Below are 17,837 nucleotides of genomic sequence, written 5' to 3' on the forward strand. Positions count from 1 at the left end.
GTGGCGCCGCAGTCCGGTTCGTCGTGCTCAGCGTTTGCGAACGCGGTCGGCGAGTGAGAGTGCCTTGCGGGTCGCCCGAACCGGACCGCGGGCGAGTTCGCCGTTGAGCCACGCCACGTCCGAGCGCAACGCGTCGTTCTCGGCGTCGAGTTCGGCGAGGCGTTGTTCGGCGGCTCGAAGCCGGTCGAGCGTCGTCGCCACCTCCGCCGCAGCGCCGAACGGCATCAGTACCGGGGCAGCGGCGAGTCGGGCGAGCGCCGTCTCGACCACCTCGGGCGGCCGACGCCATCCGAGCGCCGGGGCCACTCCCCCGGTGCCCGTGTCGACCACACCACACACGCCGGACGCCTCGATCAGCAGCGCATGCGTGTCGATCGTCGCGACGTCGTTCGTCCACACCGAGCTGAGTTCGCGCAGGAACGCCGTGGGGAATGCGAGCGCGGCGCCCGGCGTGCCCTCGGCGAGGTAGTGCTCGAAGAGCGCGAACGCATGGCTCCACTCGACGTCGTGAGCGGCGACATCGACCAGGTCGGGTGCCAACGGGCCGGTGCGGAGCACCGCCGCCGGATAGCGATCGGCGACCGACAACAGCTGAGCCGCCCAGTGCTCGCCGAACGCTTCGCCGCCCTGCGCGATGACGACATACGAGGTGGCGATGTCGTCGATGATCCGTCGGCCGTCGTCGTCGGCCGTCAGACGAACGACCTCGACGGCGTCGGACTGCTGCGCTGCCATGGCTGCATCGAGCGCTTCGAACTCTCCGTCGGAGCAGCCAGGCGCCGCGAGCACGGTGATGGCGTGTCGTGGAGCCGGAGGCCGCGCCGACAGCAGCGTCGGCTCGCTCGCACCTTGTGCGTCGAGTTGGTACAGCCGGACGAACTGGAAGGTCTCGCCGTGCTGATCGGACATCGCTCGCGCACGACGCAGGAACGTGCCGAGCAGGGCACCGTCGGACAGTGCGGGGTGCACCTCGGGCCAGTCCTGATCGGTCTTCGGTGAGATGACGTCGTGGCGTTGCGACTCGACGAGACCGACCGAGGTCATCATGGCGGTGACCGACGCGTCGGTGAAGAAGCGCAAGTGCGTGTGATCGAGGAGACCCGACGGGGTCATGTCGAACCGTCCGGTCATCAGCTTGAGCACGACGCCGTCGTGGGTGACGTTGGGCAGGCTCACCCCGAACGTGGCCACGCCCTTCGAGCGCATCCAGTCGGTCACTGCGTCGAGCGTGAGGTGCGGTGACACCAGGTGTTCGAGGACGTCGAGCGCGAGGACGGCGGCCACCTCACGGTCGCCTGACACCGCGTCGAGCGCGGCGACGAGCGCGGACGAGTCGTTGGCGTCGGCGAGTTCGGCGCCGAAGTCGCGCTCGCGGAGATTGGCGACGGAGTCGGGGTCGGCATCGACACCGACGTAGTCGAAGCCGCGTTGCTGCAGGCGCTCGGCGTGCGGGGCGTATCCGCAGCCGATGTCGACGACGAGACCTGGCTCGACGTGCTCGACGAGCAACTCGACCATGTGGCCGTGCGAGGAGTCCCAGGCGAACGGGACGTTGTAGACCGGCCGTGCGGGGACGTCGTCGGGCGCCGGCAGGTCGGCCATCAGCGTCCGACCTTGGCCCGGGCCCGCTCGACGTAGGGGGTCAGTTCGCGCCGCGCCTTGCCCGCCGCTCGCCGGGCGAACGATCGCGCCGGAGCAGCCAAGCCCGCTGGTGCCGGCGACGTGTCGTCGTCCGCCGGTTGGTCGGGATCGGGCGCCACCCACCGGTCGCCGAGCGTCTCCGGAACGCTGGGGTCGTGATCGAGCCAGTCCCGGAACTTCACCGCGTCGTTGCCGTCACGCTGGGGAAACGCCGCCTGGAGATCGGGGCGACTGTCGTACAGTGCGACTTCGAGGCGGGTGAAGCGGATCGGACCCGAACCGGCGATCGGCTCGCTGAGCCAGTCCTCGAATCGGTCTTCGTCGGGCCCGAACGCCATCGGCGTCGAGGTGTTCAACGCTCCAGCCTCGGTCCCGGTCCGCTCGCCGTTGAGGAGTTCGCGGCGACACAGCGCCCGGACGAAGCCGGGAAGGTCACGGCCCGACGGCGTCGTGTTCCACTGATACGGGGTGCGGCGACGCTCGTGGTGGCCGTTGGCTTCGAGGGCGGCACCGTAGCGATCGGCGAGACGGCGGATGACCGACCCCTCGGCATGCGCAGTGCGCGGGTTCTGCTGGTGCTTCGAGAGCAACTCGGGAGTGGCAGGGTCGTAACCGCTGAAGTGGACGAACCGCAGCGCGCTGCCGTTGGCCTGGACGGCGCCACCGGTCATGTCGCCGTGCCGTGACGGCCGCTCGGCACGCGGTTCGGCGACGCGCAGATCACGTTCGTGGATGTTCCACCAAGCGACGTTCATGCCGGGATCGCGCAGCACCACGCAGCCGAAGATGGCCGGGACCCAGTCGATCCACCGCTGATCGGTGAACAGGTTGGCCTCGATGTCGCTCACCGCGTCGACGAGGAGGCGTTCCTGCCACCAGTCGAGGAAACCGATCGCCGACCGGCCGACACCGATGAAGCCGAGATTGAAGATGCCCGACCCCATGATCATGCGCTCGTTCGGATGGGTGCCGTCACGCGGGATCGGGTCGAGCACGTGCGGCGTGAGGACGATGCCGGCCGTCTCGACCGGTGCGAGCAGTTCGGCGAACGGCGCGTAGACGAAGATGTCGGGGTCGAGGTACGCGGCGATCGGATCGTCGGCGAGCAGCAGCTTCAGGAACGACGGCTTGACCGCCGTGCTGAGCTCCATGACGTCGTAGATCGTCTTCATCCGGTCGAGTTCGGCCTCGGTGAGGTCGAGGTCGCCGAGCCGAACGATGTCGAACTCGCGCCCGCCGTCGCCCTCGGCGGTGCCGGTGTCGGCGTCGGCCGATGCGCCCTCGGATGTGTCGCCTGCGCCTCCCAGATCACCGACCGGAAGGTCGTCGACGACGAGAATCGCAAACGTGTGCCCGGGGTGCTGATCGAGGAACGACTCGGCGAGGAGCCGCGCCATTTCGAGGTAGTTCGAGGCGACGATGGTGCCTGCTCGCATCGGTCAGAGGGTAGCGGCTGGGCCGTCGAGGCCGCTGGTAGCGTCGCCGTCCGAGTGGCCATTCATTGCGACGACCTGAACCTGCTGTACCTGTGCACCGAGAAGACCGGGAGCACGTCGGTGTCCGATGCGTTGCTCGAGCAGTTGGGTGGCCGATGGGTCCCCGCCGACCACATCTGGGACGGCGATCAGATCGCGGTCGACTTCAAGCATTCGAGCCTGAACGACCTGGTGTCGCACGACATCGTCGACGACGCCACGATTCGCTCGATGCACCTGGCGATCACGGTGCGCAACCCGTTCGCCTGGATCGTGTCGGGGTACCGCTACCGCCTGACCGTGCTACAGCAACTCCACGATCTCGGCGAGGCCGCGCCCGCATGGATCAAGTCGAGGCGTTGGGATCTCGATCGCGCCGCCGACGGATTCGACGAGTTCGTGCGGCGAGAGTGTGAGATCCGCAACGGCTCGCTCGCCGGTCGCTATCTCGACGGGTACCGCGACCATCCGTCGCTCACGTACCTGCGAATCGAGTCGATCGACGACGATCTGAACCGTCTGCTCAGCAGCCTCGGGGTCGGCTGGCACGTCGACGTCGGGGTCACGAACGCAACGAGCGGCGGTAACTACCGGTCGATGTACACCGACGAGACCCGGGCCATGGTCGAAGCCGGTTTCGCCGACGACCTCGCCCGCTTCGACTACACCTTCTGACCAAGTTGGTTACACCGCTCCCGGAGCCGCGTCACCAACTCTGCGCAGGACCTGGTTACATCGCTCCGGGAGCCGCGTAACCAACTGTACTGTCAGAAGATTGCCCACTCCTTCTGCGTCAGCGGCGTCCCACCTGCAAACAGTGGTCGTGAGGCCAAAGTTGATGACATCGCTCCGGGAGCCGCGTCATCAACTTTGCGCAGAACCTGGTTACACCGCTCCGGGAGCGATGTAATCAGCTTTCAGCGGTCGAGGTGGAGGAGGTCGACGACTCTGGCGACGAATTCGGCTTCGCCGGGCATCGACAGCATCTTGCGGCGGGCGGCGGCACCGACCGAGGCGGCGAGGTCGGGTTCGGTGACGAGTCGACGCATCGCGGCTGCGGCATCGTCGAGTCGCGGCGCCGCCCACAGCGCGTCGGCCGGGTACGGAGCCAGGCCAGGGCCGACCGGCACCATGTCGACGTCGACCAGGAGCGCCGATTCCGCGTCCATGAAGTCGAGGTTGCCCGAGTAGTTGGTGGCGATGATCGGGCGTTCGAGCCACATCGCTTCGGCCAGGTGCAGTCCGACGCCTTCGCTGCGATGGAGCGACACGAGCGCATCGAACGATCCGATGAGGGCGACGTGATCGGCGATGGGGAGCAGTTCGTTCCAGATCACGATGTCGGAGCGGCCCGATGCTTCGACGAGCAGGCGTTCGTGGTCCTCCCAGCAGCGTTCGGCGTTGATCGTCTTGACGACGAGCATCGGCCCCGAACCGGTGGCATCGGCGGTCGGGAACGCACGGCGGAACGCACGGACCGCGGCCACCGGGTTCTTGCGTTCGGTGATGCTCAAGTGATCGAGCACGACACCGAACACGAACCGATCGTCGGCATCGGCGAGCGGTGCGAACTCGGTGCGGCGACGCGTCGACGGCGTCGGCTCGGTGAACGGGACGTGGACGTGTTCGACCTGCACCGGAAGATGGCGGAACGGGTCGGCCATGAACGTCGTCGTGCCCCAGATCTGATCGGCGTGCTGGTACCCGACGGGCGTCGCACCTTCGATCGTCTCGAGTTCCCACGACCACATGCCGACCACCTGACGGCCGGGGCCGAACATCTGCGGGATGTCGTTGCGCAGATGGTTGAACTGGTCGCCGTTGACGAACGCGAGCGAATCGGCGAACTCGATGCGTTGATCGGTCTCCGGTTCGGGAACGATCGGCGGGCTCCACGTTCGCTCGTACGCGACGGTGGTGTACGGAATGCCGTGGCGGTCGAAAATGCCGGCCACGCGGCGACCGACGTTCGACACGCCCGACTGGTGTTTGAAGTAGCCGACGAGGTTGACGCCGTCACGACGTGCACCGGTCTGCACGACCGACGACGACGAGCGCAACACGCCAGGGTCGACCATGAGCGGCGCATCACCGTCGGCGGCGGCGCGCTGTGCCCAGGCCGAGAACCGGTCGGCGTCGGAGCCGGTGTGGTGCGGGAAGATCGCCTGGAGGTCACCGCGCGACCAGTGCAGATCTTCCCAGTACTGCTCGTCGAGCCAACGCCGGAAGGCCGCGGCATCGCTCCAGGGCCGCGCTGGGAGCGCACGATGGTGCCGAGCAATGCGGCGGATCGCCTTGTCGATCTCGATGCCGCCGGGAAGCCGCAACGGTTCGGTCGCACCGGCCAGTTGGTCGGCGGCGCGGTTGATCGTGCCCATGCGGGCGGGCACGCCGAGGGTCACCCGCGGCCGGCCGTCGAGCGTCGGGTCGGCGAGCCAGAACCGTTCGCTGTCGAAGTTGGGCAGGTCGAGCAGCACCGGGTTGTCGTCGGGCCAGCGCCACACCGACGCGCCGATGCGGTCGTCGAGACAGCGGCGCGACGGGAAGAGTTCGGCGGCCAGTTCGAGCACCCGTCCGGCGGCCACGGCGTGTTCGAGACGAGTCGGGACGAGCAGCGACTCCCGGATCCAGGCGGCTGCGGCGTCGCTGCCGCGACCGAACGCGGCGACCGAGGCACTCACCGCACCGTCTTCCGCGAGCACTTCGAGCGAGGGGTGGAGCGTGCCGTCGTTGACCGGCGGATCGAGCAGCTTCGGCACCACCACGATCTCGCCATCGGCGGGAACGAGCGACGTCAGTTCGCCCAGCACGGCGGCACCACACGAGATGACGATCGTGGGGCGTTCGATCGAGCCGATGGCGGTGAGCGCCGCGAGCCACGGCAGACCGTCGGGATCGACACGCAGGAGGTCGGCTTCGTCGACGCTCGCGTCGAGCCATCGTTGTCCGCCGACCAGCTTCGGACGGAGCTGCGGATCGCCCGCCCACACCGGTCGACAGTTCCAGTCGGGGTGCGCCGCCGAGACCGCCGCGAGCAGCGCGTCGGGTCGCCGCGATCCAGGCGGCACGGTGACGATGACGTCGACGCCGTCGACGAGGTGGTCCATCACGAGACCGTGGTCGCCGGTCGCTCGTAGCCGAAGGCGGCGATGTCGCGGTGGAAGATGCCGGCGATGGCGTCGACCACGTCGTCGGTCATGAAGTCGGAGGCCAGCGGCATCACGGTGCCAGGCACGAGCGGGATGGCCGGCTGCAGGTCGGCGATCGCCGACCGGTCGGGGAACGGCTGGTCGGCGCGAGCGACGTGATGCGGTGGTGCGGTCAGCTCGGAACGATCGACCGGCGTGAGGCCGTGCCGCATCTCGAGCGAGCGGAGCTCGTCGTCGAACTGTTCGAGACGGAGGAGCGTGACCGGGATGCCGAGTGCTTCGAGTCGGGCGTCGAGCGCCGTGGTCTGCGAGCGATGGTGGCCGTCGATGTGATCGATGTCTTGGTCGGCGAGCCAGCGCAGGTACTGGCGGATCGAGAACGAGTACCCCACGTCGTCACGCCCGTAGACCATGCGTCGGACGGCGGCACGCATCGGAATCGTGAGGTGTTGGGCGTCGTCGGGGAACTCGAGCAGCGTGAGGTACGAGCTGACGGCGCGTTCGTAGGGGTTGCGGACGAGCTTGTAGACGGGCACGCCGTCGAGGATCCGTTCGCGCATCCGTTCGAGGTAGCGCGGCTGCTTGCGCATCACGTCGATCTCCCAGTGGTGCACCCAGCGGCCGTAGTTCGACGCTTCGTCGAGGTGACCGGCGTGATGGAGAAACCAGGTGAGCAGCGCCGTGCAGCCCGCCTTCTCCGACCAGAGCAGGATGAAGGGGACGCGCTCGTCGTGATACCCGATGCGATCGCCGAGCAGCTCGAGATCGAGCTCCATGTCAGCTCGCTCCGTCTCGCTCGTCCAATGCTGCGAGCCGAGCGGTGACGTCGTCGAGCACCGTCGAGACCTTGCTGCGGATGTCGGCGAGTTGCGCGTCCTGGGCGGCATGCAGGTCGCTGATCTGTTGCTGCAGGGCCTGGATCGTCCGTTGCATCTCGTCGAGCCGCGCTGGGCCCGACACCATCCACGAAAGCCGCGACTTCAAGCTGTTCACGCCGTCACCGTACCGTTCCGGCTCCCGCTCCGGTCGCCATCGATCGCCGCCCACATCGCGGCCCCGATCTCGTCGGGATCGGGCTGCGATCGCATCCGTTCGCGGGCGGCCTCGACGATCTCGGCTCGGAGAATGTGCTCGGTCGCCAGGCGTCGCATCCACTCGGCGGCCTGGTCGATGTCGGGGTCGGCCCACGTGGCGTTGTCGGGGTACGCGCCGCGCCCGTTCGTGACCGGAACGAGTCGAGCGTCGACGAGCGCGGCCGAGTCGGCGTCCATGAGGTCGAGGTTGCCCGACCATCCGGTGGCGATGACCGGCGTGCCGAGCCACATCGCCGTGGCAAGGTGCAGTCCGAGCCCTTCGCTGCGGTGGAGCGACACATACACGTCGGCGGCGGCGATGAGCGCGTCGAGTTCGCCGTCGGACACGAACCGGTCGACGATCGTGATGCGTGTGTCGCCGGCCACCTCGTCACGAATCCACTGCAGGTCGTCGGGTCGTTGATCGCCGTTCATCGTCTTGATGACGAGCCGGACGTTGCGACGACCGTCGTCGAACGCCTGCTTGAAGGCGTCGATCGCGCCGAACGGGTTCTTGCGCTCGACGACGCTGAACAGGTCGAAGCTGACGACGAACAGGGTGTCGCCGGGTCCGCCGGTGAGTTCTCGGCGCCAGCGTTCGACGTCGGAGTCGACGACGGATGGTTGCGGAATCGAGGTCGGGAGGAGCCGGACCGGTGTCTGCGATTCGTCGACCGCCGCGGCGTAGGCGGATCGGACGAACTCGGTCGGTGTCCAGATCTCGTCGACGAGATCGATCGCCTGGCGGTGGTCGTGCGGCACGGTGCCGAGCTCCCAGAACCAGTAGCCGATGAGTCGTTGGCCGCCGGCCACCACCTGGGGCAGGTCGTTGACGATCGTGGGGGTCTGCAGCGCGGCGCCGACGACGATCGTGGTGTCGTAGAGCGTGTGGGGCACCGAACGGGGCGCCCGGTGCTGCGGGCTGTCGCTGGTGGCGATGTCGACCGTTGTGCACGGCACGCCCGCGGCGACGAGCGAGCGATGGAGTTCGCGGGCGATCTCGCCGAGGCCGCTCGCGATGTGGTGATAGCCGACGACGTTCACGCCGGGTCGGGGCGTCTGCTCGACCGACCCGCGCCGCATGATCCACACGACCAACGCCGCCGAGAACACGACGTGCACGACGAGCAGTACGACGGGCGGAACCGGGGTGTCGTACGTGTTCCAGTCGGTGGGCGACAGCGAGCCGGCGTTGCCGACGCCGAAGCGGCGCATCGTCTGCGCGAGGGCGAGGTTGACGACCAGCATCGACGACCCGGCGACGACGTACGCGAGGCGTCGGCCGGTTGCCGCGTCGACACGGATCGTGCCGAGCAGTATCGGAACGCCGACGAGCAGCGGCAGGTAGTAGCGACCCTGCCAGTAGAGCGGCGTCGAGTTCTGCACCATCGTGAGCGTCCACGAGGTGAGCACGGCCACGCCGACGATCCCGGCGGCACCGAGCAGCAGCCGTCGACTGCCGAGCACGAGGGCGGCGCCTGCCAGCATGCCGAGCACGACGAGCCAGAGGTAGACGGCACTCGTCGGGATCGGGGTGTCGTCCCAGCCGAGCACACCGATCGCCTCGTTGAGGTTGAGCCCGGTCTGGCCGATCACGTCGCGCAGCACCGCTCGGTCGAATCCCCCCGACCGACGACTCATCACGACGAGCGAGCCGAGCACGGCGACCACGACGGCAACCGCTGCGCCGATGGCTTGGCGACGACGGCCGGCCATGAACCGAGTGCCGGCGATGCGACGCAGCCCGAGCGCAGCGACCGGCGCGAGCGGCGCAGCGAACAAGGCGAGCGAACCGACCGTGTCGCTACGTGATGCCCACGCGAGGGTCGCCGCCGTTGCGACCGCGGCAACAGCGAGCGCGGGCCTGCCGAGTCGTCGCGCGGCCGAACGAACATCGAGATCCAGGATCAAGAACGCTGACGCGAGGATCAGGCAGCCGTAGACCAGGCCGTCGCGTCGGGGCAGCACCATCGCCGCCCAGCTCAGCGCGGCGAGCCACGGGGTGAGCCGGTGACCACGGCCGGATCGCTTCGCTTCGCGACCCGACGACGGCACCGGCGATGACGGTTCGGCGAGGGCGACGAGCGCCGTCCACAAGCCGAGGCCGCCGGCGATCACCGGCCCCGACGGGTTGACGACGGCGAAGGTGAACCAGGCCAGCGGGGTGACCGCCAGCAGTGTCGAGGCGCCGGCGAGCGGGCCACGCCGGCTCGCTGCGAGCAGGGCGGCGCCGAGCAGGAGGAGCGGGATGATCGCGTCGGTGGTGCGCGTGGCCCAGCGGTTGGCCGAGCCGGGGACGAGCGTGCCGAACCCGGCGGGCAGGTGCCCCCACACCGGATAGTCGTCGGATTTCGTGAACAGGTAGAAGTCGCCCTCGGGAATCGGCAGGTCGTTCGCACACGATGCGGGTTCGGCAGGGAACACGAAACAGCCAGGGTCGGGGAAGCCGATCTCGCCCGGCAGCTCGTACGCGGGCAGCACCTGGCCGGGCACGTCGTCACCTTCGAGTTCTCCTCGGATCAACGCGCCGGCACGAACCATGTGGCTCGGCTCGTCGGGGCCGCCCGACGGAGGCACGGCGAAGATCCAGACGAGCAGCAGTACGCCGAGCACGACGAAGAGCGAGGCGCCCGACGACGACTTCCACGACTGACGCGGACCGATCATCGTCGACTCCACGTCGCCACGCCGCGTTCGTACAGCGCTCGCGGCATGCGTGCGATTCCGTGCAGGAACGCGTGGCGGTGAGCGCGACGCGGCTCGTGGCGGAGTCGCTTGATCGACAACCACATCGCTCGGCCGATCAGTGCCGCCGATCCGAATCGTGCGGCGGTGACGAGCCGGTTGCGTTCTTGCAGGAACGTGCGGTCGTCGCCGAGGTCGCCGGTGCTCGCACCCATCTCGTGTTCGACCCGCGACGCCGATACGCACCGGAACTCCCACCCGAGCTCGCTGCCGCGGCGGCAGAGGTCGACGTCTTCGTAGTAGAGGAACAGCCGCTCGTCGAAGCCGTCGACGTCGTCGAGGAAGGCTCGGCGGAGCAGCAGCGCTCCCCCGGTGACCATGTCGACACGGCGTGGCCCTCGGTCGGCCACCTCAGATTCGGTCGTTCGATATCCGATGTCGCTGCCGGCGCCGAATCGGTCGAGTTCGACGCCGAGGCTGTTGACGAGCGGCGGGTCGGTGTCGGCCAGCACGAGCATCGGTTGCACCGCGGCGACCGCCGGCTCGGCGTCGAGGCACTCGACGAGCGGCCGGAGCCAGGCGTCGCCGACGACCACGTCGTCGTTGAGCAGGCCGATCAGTTCGGCGTCGGCCACGGCGGGATGAGCGAACCCGACGTTCGCGGCAGCACCGAATCCTCGGTTGTCGACCCGCACGTGCTCGATGTTGGCACACGGCGCATCGGTGAGCGACGCCTCGGAGCCGCTGTTGTCGACCACGACCACCGCCACATCGGGGTCGGATGCTGCGATCGCCGCGAGGCATCGCTGCAATCGCGGGCCCGGACCTTCGTGCGTGGTCACCACCAACCCGACGCGCTCCCCCAGCGACACGTCAGCCTCGACCCAGTCGACTCGCGACCGCGTCGCGGACCTTGCCGAACAACCCGCTCGGTTCGCTGTGGTCGCGCACCACGCCGACCTGCATCGGCTCGTCGATCGGCCACTCCAACCAGTCGAACCACTGCGGCGACAGGCGCGGGTTGTAGTACGGATCGTTGTCGATCTCGGTCGCCCAGCGATCGTGGATGAACGCTGTCTCCTCGGGGATGACCTTGCCGACGCGGGTGCGGCTCTCGAAGTGGTACCAACACGCGTGCGGCGTCCACACGATGCGGCGACCCGACGCTCGGATCTTCAGCGAGAAGTCGACGTCGTTGTAGTTGAGGGGCAGTTCCTCGGGGAACCCACCGATCTCGTCGTAGACGTCGGCGCGCACGAGCGCGACCGCTGCGGTCACACCGCTGCACTCGCGTTCGACGGCGAGCGGCTTGAGCGGAAGCGGACCCGGCGACGTGCCCGACCATCCGGTGCAGGCATGGTGCGGCCCGTAGAAGTAGATGTGCCCGCCGTGCTGGATCGTGCCGTCATCGAACAACAACTTGGCGCCCGCCATGCCGACCTCGCCCGCCGAGCCGTCGAGACCTTCGGCGGGACCGCTCACGATCCCGACCAGCGTCTCGATGCTCGTCGGTTCGATCAACTCGGTGTCGTCGTTGAGGAACAGCAGGTACTCGCCCGACGCTGCCGCCGCGCCCTCGTTCATCTTGACCGAGAAGTTGAACACGCCGTGATGCTCGACGAGGGTGAGCCGGTCACCGCACACGTCACGCAGTGCGGCGATCACCGGGGTCGGCGTGTCGTCGTCGACGACCACGACGAACTCGAGGTTGGGATACGTCGAGTGGTCGACGATGCTGCGCACCGCCTCGACCACGAAGTTGCGAGTGACGCCCCAGACCTTCCCCGACGAGCCGCGGGTCGGGACGAGCACGCTCACGAGCGGCGCCGGGTCGGGCACCTTCCGGTCGATCCGGTAGATCCCCTCGTGGGTGGTTCGCTCGACGGTGGCGTCGAGACCGATGCGATCGCAGTGCTCCTGCACGGCGCGTTGACCGGCATCGAACGCCCACGGTTTCGCATCGCCGCCCGCAGCGACGCTCGACGGTGCTTGCCGCCAGTGATAGAGGATCTCGGGCACGTGGGCGATGCGTCGAGCCCGCTCCCCCAGACGCAGCATCAGGTCGTGATCCTGCGCCCCGTCGAACCCGGAGCGGATGCCGCCGACCTCGTCGATCAACGAACGACGGGCCATGACGAAGTGCGTGATGTAGTTCTGGTTGCGGAGTCGCTCGGGCGACCACTGCGGCTTGAGACACGGCCCGAGATGCTCGCCGTCGGCGTCGAGGAAGTCGTGGTCGCTGTAGACGACGTCGGCCGCAACGACCGGTGTGCCCGGACGTTGCCCCCGGTCGGGTCGATCGACCGCAGCGAGCATCGTCTCGACGGCGTCGTGATGCAACACGTCGTCGTGGTCGAGGAACGCGACGAACTCGCCCACCGCAGCGGCGAGCCCGTCATTGGTCGCGGCGACGATGCCACCCTGCTGCTCTCGCGAGATCAGCCGGACGTGGGGTTCGTCGGCGGCGGCGCGGAGCATGTCGACCACGTCGGCCCGAGTGGAGCCGTCGTCGACGAGGATGTGTTCGAGGTTGCCGGTGGTCTGCCGACGGACCGAATCGAGACAGGCCGCGAGGTGGGCCGGCTCCGGATCGAACACCGGCGTGATGATCGACACCGGCACCGTGCCGGCTCGCCCGCTGGTCATGACCCGCGGTCGTTGAGCCGGCGACGAATCGGACGGATCAGACGACCGACCACACGACGCGACCGCTGCACCATGATCCGGCTGACCTTGCCCATGTTGTGCCGCGCCTGCCCCAACGCCACGGTGAGCTCCATGATCTCGCCGCGCAACTCGCCGTTGGCGGCCTCGGCCACACGCACCGCTTCGGCGGCGTCGGCGAGCTCGGCACGCAGCTCCTCGTAACTCTGCTCGACCGGCCCGACCAGCGCCCGGAGACGAGCGTTCTCGGCACGCAGCTGCGACAGTTCGTCGAGAGATCCGGACGCGGCCGCAGCGGCCTCCTGTTGCTCGTCGATCACCTGGCGGAGTGTACCGATGCCACTCCGAGCGAAGAGGCCACTGCGGCGAGCGCCGAGGGCGATCGCCCTGCTCGGCGACGTGGGTCGATAGCGTTGCCAGCCGTATGTCGCTCCGGACAGCGTTTGCTCATCGCAATCTGCTCTACCTGCTCTCGCTGAAAGAGCTGCGCACTCGGTATCGCAAGTCGGTACTGGGTTGGGCCTGGACGTTGCTGAACCCGTTGAGCCAGATGGTGATCTTCACCTTCGTGTTCACCGTGGCCTTCAACCAGCCCGCTCCTCGCGGCAACCCATCGGGCCTCGAGATCTTCCCGCTCTACCTGCTGTCGGGTCTGCTCCCGTTCCAGTTCTTCTCGATCTCGGTCACCGCCGCCATCGCGTCGGTGTCGAGCAACGGCAGCCTCATCACCAAGGTCGCGTTCCCCCACGAACACCTGGCGCTGTCGATCATCATCGCCCAACTCGTCACGTTCCTCATCGAGATCGCCGTGCTCGCCGTCGCCATCCTCGTCGCCGGACAGATGGTGCTGCCCTGGCTCATCCCCACGCTCGCGCTCGTGGCCCTGCTCACCATGTTCACCACCGGCGTCGCCCTCGCACTCTCGGCGGCCAACGTGTTCTTCCACGACGTCAACTACCTCTGGTCGATCGCCTCCCAGGTGCTCTTCTACATGACACCGATCATCTGGGTCCCCGCCAACATCGACAACGAACTCCTCGACACCGTCAGCAACTGGCACCCCACCGGCAGCTTCATCCGCGCCTTCCAACAGGTGCTCTACGGCGGCCACCTGCCCAGCATCTGGCGCTGGCTCCACCTCGGCGTCATCGCCGTCGTCACCCTCGCCATCGGCGCCTGGATCTTCAGCCGGCTCTCCCCGAGATTCGCGGAGGAACTGTGATGCCGTCATGGCGTTCCCCGGCCACCGCAACACGGCGTTCCCCGGCCACGCAGGCCGCGCTTCAGGCTCGGTGTTCTGACGCGACGCCAATGCGTTGCCCGGCCACCGGAACACGGCGTTCCCCTACCGCGCACGCCGCGCGCCAGGCTCCGTGGCGCGACGCGACGTCATCGACCCGCTGCTCCACGCGCATGGCGGTGTGCTCATGAGTCTGTTGTCTCGCGATGGGTCGGTGGCGTCGTCGGACATCGCGCTGAGCGTCGTCGATCTCGTCAAGACGTTCCGAGTGCACTCCGAAAAGGCGTCGTCGCTCAAGCAACTCGTCACCACCGGCGGCCGCAACCGCTACGAGGTGTTCACCGCGCTTAAAGGTGTGTCGTTCGACGTGCCCACCGGCTCCGCCGTCGGCATCATCGGCCACAACGGATCGGGCAAGTCGACACTGCTCAAGTGCATGGCCCAGATCCTCACCCCCAACTCCGGGTCGGTGAACGTCCACAAGCGCATGGCCGCGCTGCTCGAACTCGGCGCCGGCTTCCACCCCGAACTCTCCGGCCGCGACAACGTGTTCCTCAACGCGTCGATCCTCGGCATGGCCCGCAAAGAGATCGAAGAACGGTTTGACGAGATCGTCGCCTTCTCCGGCCTCGAAGAATTCATCGACTCACCGGTCAAGACCTACTCGTCGGGCATGTACGTTCGCCTTGCGTTCGCCGTCGCGATCAACGTCGACCCCGAACTACTGCTGATCGACGAGATCCTCGCCGTCGGCGACGTCACGTTCCAGCAGAAGTGCATGGAGAAGTTCGTGCAGTTCCGTGAAGACGGCCGCACCCTCGTGCTCGTCACGCACGACACCGGCAGCGTCCGCCACTTCTGCGACCGTGCCATCTGGCTCGACCACGGGCAGATCAAAGCCGACGGCCCACCCGCCGACGTCATCGACGAGTACAACGAAGCGATGCTCGGCGGCGAGGAGTCGCCCGAAGGCGGCGGCATCCGCCGAGGCGACGGCCCCATCCGGGTCACCAAGGCCGAGATCCTCGTCGGCGGCCGGCCGGTCGACCGTCTCCGCACCGGCGACGACGTCACGTTCCGCCTCCACTACGAATCGGAACGCGCCGTACACACCCCGGTGTTCGCGATCCGCATCGCCAGCCTCGCCGGGCCGATCGTCACCTCACCGTCGAGCCGCGACGCCAACGCCGTGCCTCGCGCCCTCGGCGGGTCGGGAACCGTCGACATCTCCGTCCGCGACATCCCGCTGCTTCCCGGGCCGTACGTCCTGCACACCGAGATCACCAAGTTCGGACGAGCCCACGTGTTCGACCACCTGCAGAACGCTGCGTCGTTCGACGTGATGGCCGGCACCAGCGCCGAGACCGACGGCCTGATCACGCTGCAACCGGCGTGGAAGCTCGACGGCAACGAGATCTACGCCACCGAGGCCGACCTCCCGAGCGGTTGGAAACCCGGCCGATGACGTGGCCCGCTCCTGACGGCGTGAGCGATCGGCGCCTCCAGACGGCGTTAGCCTCGCGACATGGCTGTGTCGCGCGTCCCCGTGTCGCCTGACTCACGACCCTTCTCGCCAGTCGTCGAGCGGTTCGTGACCGTGTTCTCGCGGCCGCTCACGTTCCTGTGGAACCGCGGGTTCCGCATGCTCGGAGCGCTCGACGCCATCGCCCTGTTCGTGCTGATGGGCGTCATCAGCTTCGTGCGTTTCGGGTTCGGATTCGACTGGGACACGTACCCGCTCACTCACTACGCCGTCGGGTTCTCGATCGCCACCGCGATCCACCTCACGGTCAACTACTTCGCCGGCCTCTACGAGCGCGAACCGCGGCTCGGGCGCAAAGCGTGGTTCCCGAAGGCATTCGTCGCCACCGCGATCGGCGTCGGCGTGCAAGGCCTCGCGTTCGTCGCGCTCGACCGGTATCTGATGCCGCGTCTCAACCTGGCGGTCTTCCTGCTGCTCGCCTCGTTCGTGCTGGCGGGGAACCGAGCGCTGTCACGCCGACTCGCCGTTCGTCGACAGGGACCGCCGCGCGTTGTGCTCACCGGTGAGCCCGCCGCCATCGACCTCGCCGCCGCGCACCTCGCCGAGAGCGACCGAAACGCCGTGGTCGTCGACCGCGTCGTCCGCCCGCACCGCCTCACCGACTCCGTGGTCGCCCACGACGCCACCGACGTGTTGCTGCTCGACGTCACGGCGTTCGGGTCGATCTATCCCGAGCCGCTCAACTCGCTCGAACTCGCCGGCGTCGGCTTCCTCCAACGCGTGAGCGCCCGCGAGACCCTGCTCGGGCTCAAGTCGGTGCGCGAGATCGGCGGTATGCCCTTCGTGGCGCTGCGCGGGCACACCGTGCCGACCCACAAGGTTCGCCTCAAGCGCATCTTCGACCTCGTGCTCACCGTGGCGTTCTCCCCCATCTGGATCACCCTGATCGCGCTGCTCGCGCTCTACGTCCGCGTGTTTGCCGGCGGACCCGTGCTGTATCGGCAGAAGCGAGTGGGCCGTGACGGCGCCAACTTCGACTGCATCAAGTTCCGCACGATGGTCCACAACGCCGAGGAAGACGGTCGGGCCCGCCTGGCGACGCTCGACGACGACCGCATCGTCCCGGCACTCCGGTGGATGCGGGCGATGCGCGCCGACGAGCTGCCGCAACTCTGGAACGTGCTGAAGGGCGAGATGTCGCTCGTCGGCCCTCGCCCCGAACGACCCGAACTCGTCTCGGCGATCGAAGAGCGAGTGCCCGGTTACGTCCGCCGCAGCGAACTCCCACCCGGGCTCACCGGACTCGCACAGGTGCAAGGGCGGTACGGGACCGACGCCGAATTCAAGCTCGGCTACGACATCCAGTACCTCGTCAACTGGTCACTCGTCCTCGACGTGCAGATCTTGTTCCGCACGATCTGGGTCGTGCTGTCGCGTCGAGTGTGACGATGCCGACTTCGTGGCGGGACGACCCCGCATGGCCTGATCTCTGGCCTGACGTCGACGTGGTGATGCCGATCCGCAACGAAGCCCCGTATCTCGCGACGGCGATCGACTCCGTGCGTGCACAGAACTATCCGGGTTCGCTCCGGATCATTCTCGGGGTCGGGCCGTCGACCGACGGCACCGAGGCGTTGGCCGACTCGATGGCAGCCGATGCCGACGATCTGATCGTCGTGGCGAACCCGACGGGGAAGACGCCTGCTGCGCTCAACCTGGCGATCCGCGCCGGGTCGGCGCCGGTGATCGTTCGGGTCGACGGCCACAGCGTGCTGTCGCCGGGCTACATCGAGCACGCCGTCACCGCGCTGCGCACGACGGGAGCGGCGAACGTGGGCGGCGTGCAGCGCCCCGAGGCCACGACGCCGTTCGAAGAAGCAGTGGCCGATGCGACCACGTCGCTGCTCGGCACCGGCGGGGCGTCGTACCGACTCGGCACCGAGGCGAGGTCGGTCGACACCGTCTACCTGGGCGTGTTCGACCGCGAGGCGATCGAGGCCGTCGGGCTGTTCGACGAGAGCCTGGTCCGCAATCAGGACTACGAGCTCAACATCCGGCTGCGAGCCGCCGGCGGGACCGTGTGGTTCGACCCGGCGCTGTCGGTCGGCTACACGCCTCGTGGAACGTGGAAGGCGCTGGCCAAGCAGTACTACGAGTACGGCTGGTGGAAGTCGGTGGTGATGCGCAAGCACCCTCACTCGATCCGCGTTCGACAGGTGATCCCACCGCTCGGCGTGCTCGGCGTCGTGCTGGGTCTCGTCGTCGGAACGAAGTGGCGGCCCGCGTTGATCGTGCCGATCGCCTACGCCGGAGCGATGGCCGTGTCGACCCGTTCGTCGAAGCGGCCAGCGCTCACCGCCGGCGTCCTCGGCGTGATCCACACCACGTGGGCCGCCGGCCTCCTACGCGGTTTCGCGAAGCGCTGAA

The 17,837-nt window shown here is 68.1% G+C and carries 14 protein-coding genes; 5 read left to right on the plus strand and 9 right to left on the minus strand.

Features of this window, described 5'->3' with window-relative positions:
• Window positions 1–27: 27 nt before the first annotated feature.
• Together YM304_RS15000 and YM304_RS15005 are read right to left on the minus strand one after the other, a co-directional pair.
• Complete coding sequence (locus YM304_RS15000; protein ID WP_015442549.1) at window positions 28–1,602, minus strand: class I SAM-dependent methyltransferase; 1,575 nt, start codon at window positions 1,600–1,602, stop codon at window positions 28–30.
• A complete protein-coding gene (locus YM304_RS15005; protein WP_015442550.1) occupies window positions 1,602–3,077 on the minus strand; it encodes a hypothetical protein in 1,476 nt (491 codons plus the stop codon). Before YM304_RS15005 ends, YM304_RS15000 begins: the two co-directional genes overlap by 1 nt.
• A 54-nt stretch (window positions 3,078–3,131) precedes the next feature.
• Here YM304_RS15005 and YM304_RS15010 point away from each other — a divergent pair, with 54 nt between their 5' ends.
• Window positions 3,132–3,791 carry a hypothetical protein gene (locus tag YM304_RS15010; protein ID WP_015442551.1) on the plus strand — a complete coding sequence of 220 codons (660 nt, stop codon included), beginning with the start codon at window positions 3,132–3,134 and terminating at the stop codon, window positions 3,789–3,791.
• Between the two features lie 242 nt (window positions 3,792–4,033).
• On the opposite strand, the gene YM304_RS15015 is transcribed toward YM304_RS15010, so the two are convergent.
• The 7 genes from YM304_RS15015 to YM304_RS15045 are packed head-to-tail and all read right to left on the minus strand — an operon-like array spanning window position 4,034 to window position 13,007.
• Entirely contained in the window at window positions 4,034–6,223 is a 2,190-nt protein-coding gene (locus YM304_RS15015) for a glycosyltransferase (protein WP_015442552.1), read from the minus strand.
• Window positions 6,223–7,041, minus strand: coding sequence for a hypothetical protein (locus YM304_RS15020; RefSeq protein WP_015442553.1), 819 nt, complete (start codon window positions 7,039–7,041; stop codon window positions 6,223–6,225). The genes YM304_RS15015 and YM304_RS15020 overlap by 1 nt, the downstream gene beginning before the upstream one ends.
• Window position 7,042: 1 nt before the next feature.
• Window positions 7,043–7,258, minus strand: coding sequence for a hypothetical protein (locus YM304_RS15025; protein WP_154723478.1), 216 nt, complete (start codon window positions 7,256–7,258; stop codon window positions 7,043–7,045).
• Entirely contained in the window at window positions 7,255–10,005 is a 2,751-nt protein-coding gene (locus tag YM304_RS22745; protein WP_154723479.1) for a DUF2142 domain-containing protein, read from the minus strand. The genes YM304_RS15025 and YM304_RS22745 overlap by 4 nt, the downstream gene beginning before the upstream one ends.
• Window positions 10,002–10,865 carry a glycosyltransferase family 2 protein gene (locus YM304_RS15035; protein ID WP_162142081.1) on the minus strand — a complete coding sequence of 288 codons (864 nt, stop codon included), beginning with the start codon at window positions 10,863–10,865 and terminating at the stop codon, window positions 10,002–10,004. The genes YM304_RS22745 and YM304_RS15035 overlap by 4 nt, the downstream gene beginning before the upstream one ends.
• 31 nt (window positions 10,866–10,896) lie before the next feature.
• Entirely contained in the window at window positions 10,897–12,669 is a 1,773-nt protein-coding gene (locus YM304_RS15040; protein WP_015442557.1) for a glycosyltransferase family 2 protein, read from the minus strand.
• A complete protein-coding gene (locus tag YM304_RS15045; protein WP_015442558.1) occupies window positions 12,666–13,007 on the minus strand; it encodes a hypothetical protein in 342 nt (113 codons plus the stop codon). The genes YM304_RS15040 and YM304_RS15045 overlap by 4 nt, the downstream gene beginning before the upstream one ends.
• A gap of 104 nt (window positions 13,008–13,111) precedes the next feature.
• Here YM304_RS15045 and YM304_RS15050 point away from each other — a divergent pair, with 104 nt between their 5' ends.
• The 4 genes from YM304_RS15050 (at window position 13,112) to YM304_RS15065 (ending at window position 17,836) form a co-directional block, all read left to right on the plus strand.
• Window positions 13,112–13,909: an ABC transporter permease gene (locus tag YM304_RS15050; RefSeq protein ID WP_015442559.1), complete on the plus strand. Its 798-nt coding sequence runs from the start codon at window positions 13,112–13,114 to the stop codon at window positions 13,907–13,909.
• A 205-nt stretch (window positions 13,910–14,114) separates the two neighbouring features.
• On the plus strand, window positions 14,115–15,392 hold the full coding sequence (locus YM304_RS15055) for an ABC transporter ATP-binding protein (protein WP_154723480.1): 1,278 nt from the start codon (window positions 14,115–14,117) through the stop codon (window positions 15,390–15,392).
• A gap of 60 nt (window positions 15,393–15,452) precedes the next feature.
• Window positions 15,453–16,856 (plus strand): exopolysaccharide biosynthesis polyprenyl glycosylphosphotransferase, encoded by a 1,404-nt coding sequence (locus tag YM304_RS22750; protein WP_051071451.1) that lies wholly within the window; start codon window positions 15,453–15,455, stop codon window positions 16,854–16,856.
• 2 nt (window positions 16,857–16,858) lie between these two features.
• On the plus strand, window positions 16,859–17,836 hold the full coding sequence (locus YM304_RS15065; RefSeq protein WP_015442562.1) for a glycosyltransferase family 2 protein: 978 nt from the start codon (window positions 16,859–16,861) through the stop codon (window positions 17,834–17,836).
• The last annotated feature ends 1 nt before the right edge of the window (window position 17,837 follow it).

Origin of the sequence: Ilumatobacter coccineus YM16-304 (assembly GCF_000348785.1) — a bacterium.
Taxonomy (GTDB): domain Bacteria; phylum Actinomycetota; class Acidimicrobiia; order Acidimicrobiales; family Ilumatobacteraceae; genus Ilumatobacter_A; species Ilumatobacter_A coccineus.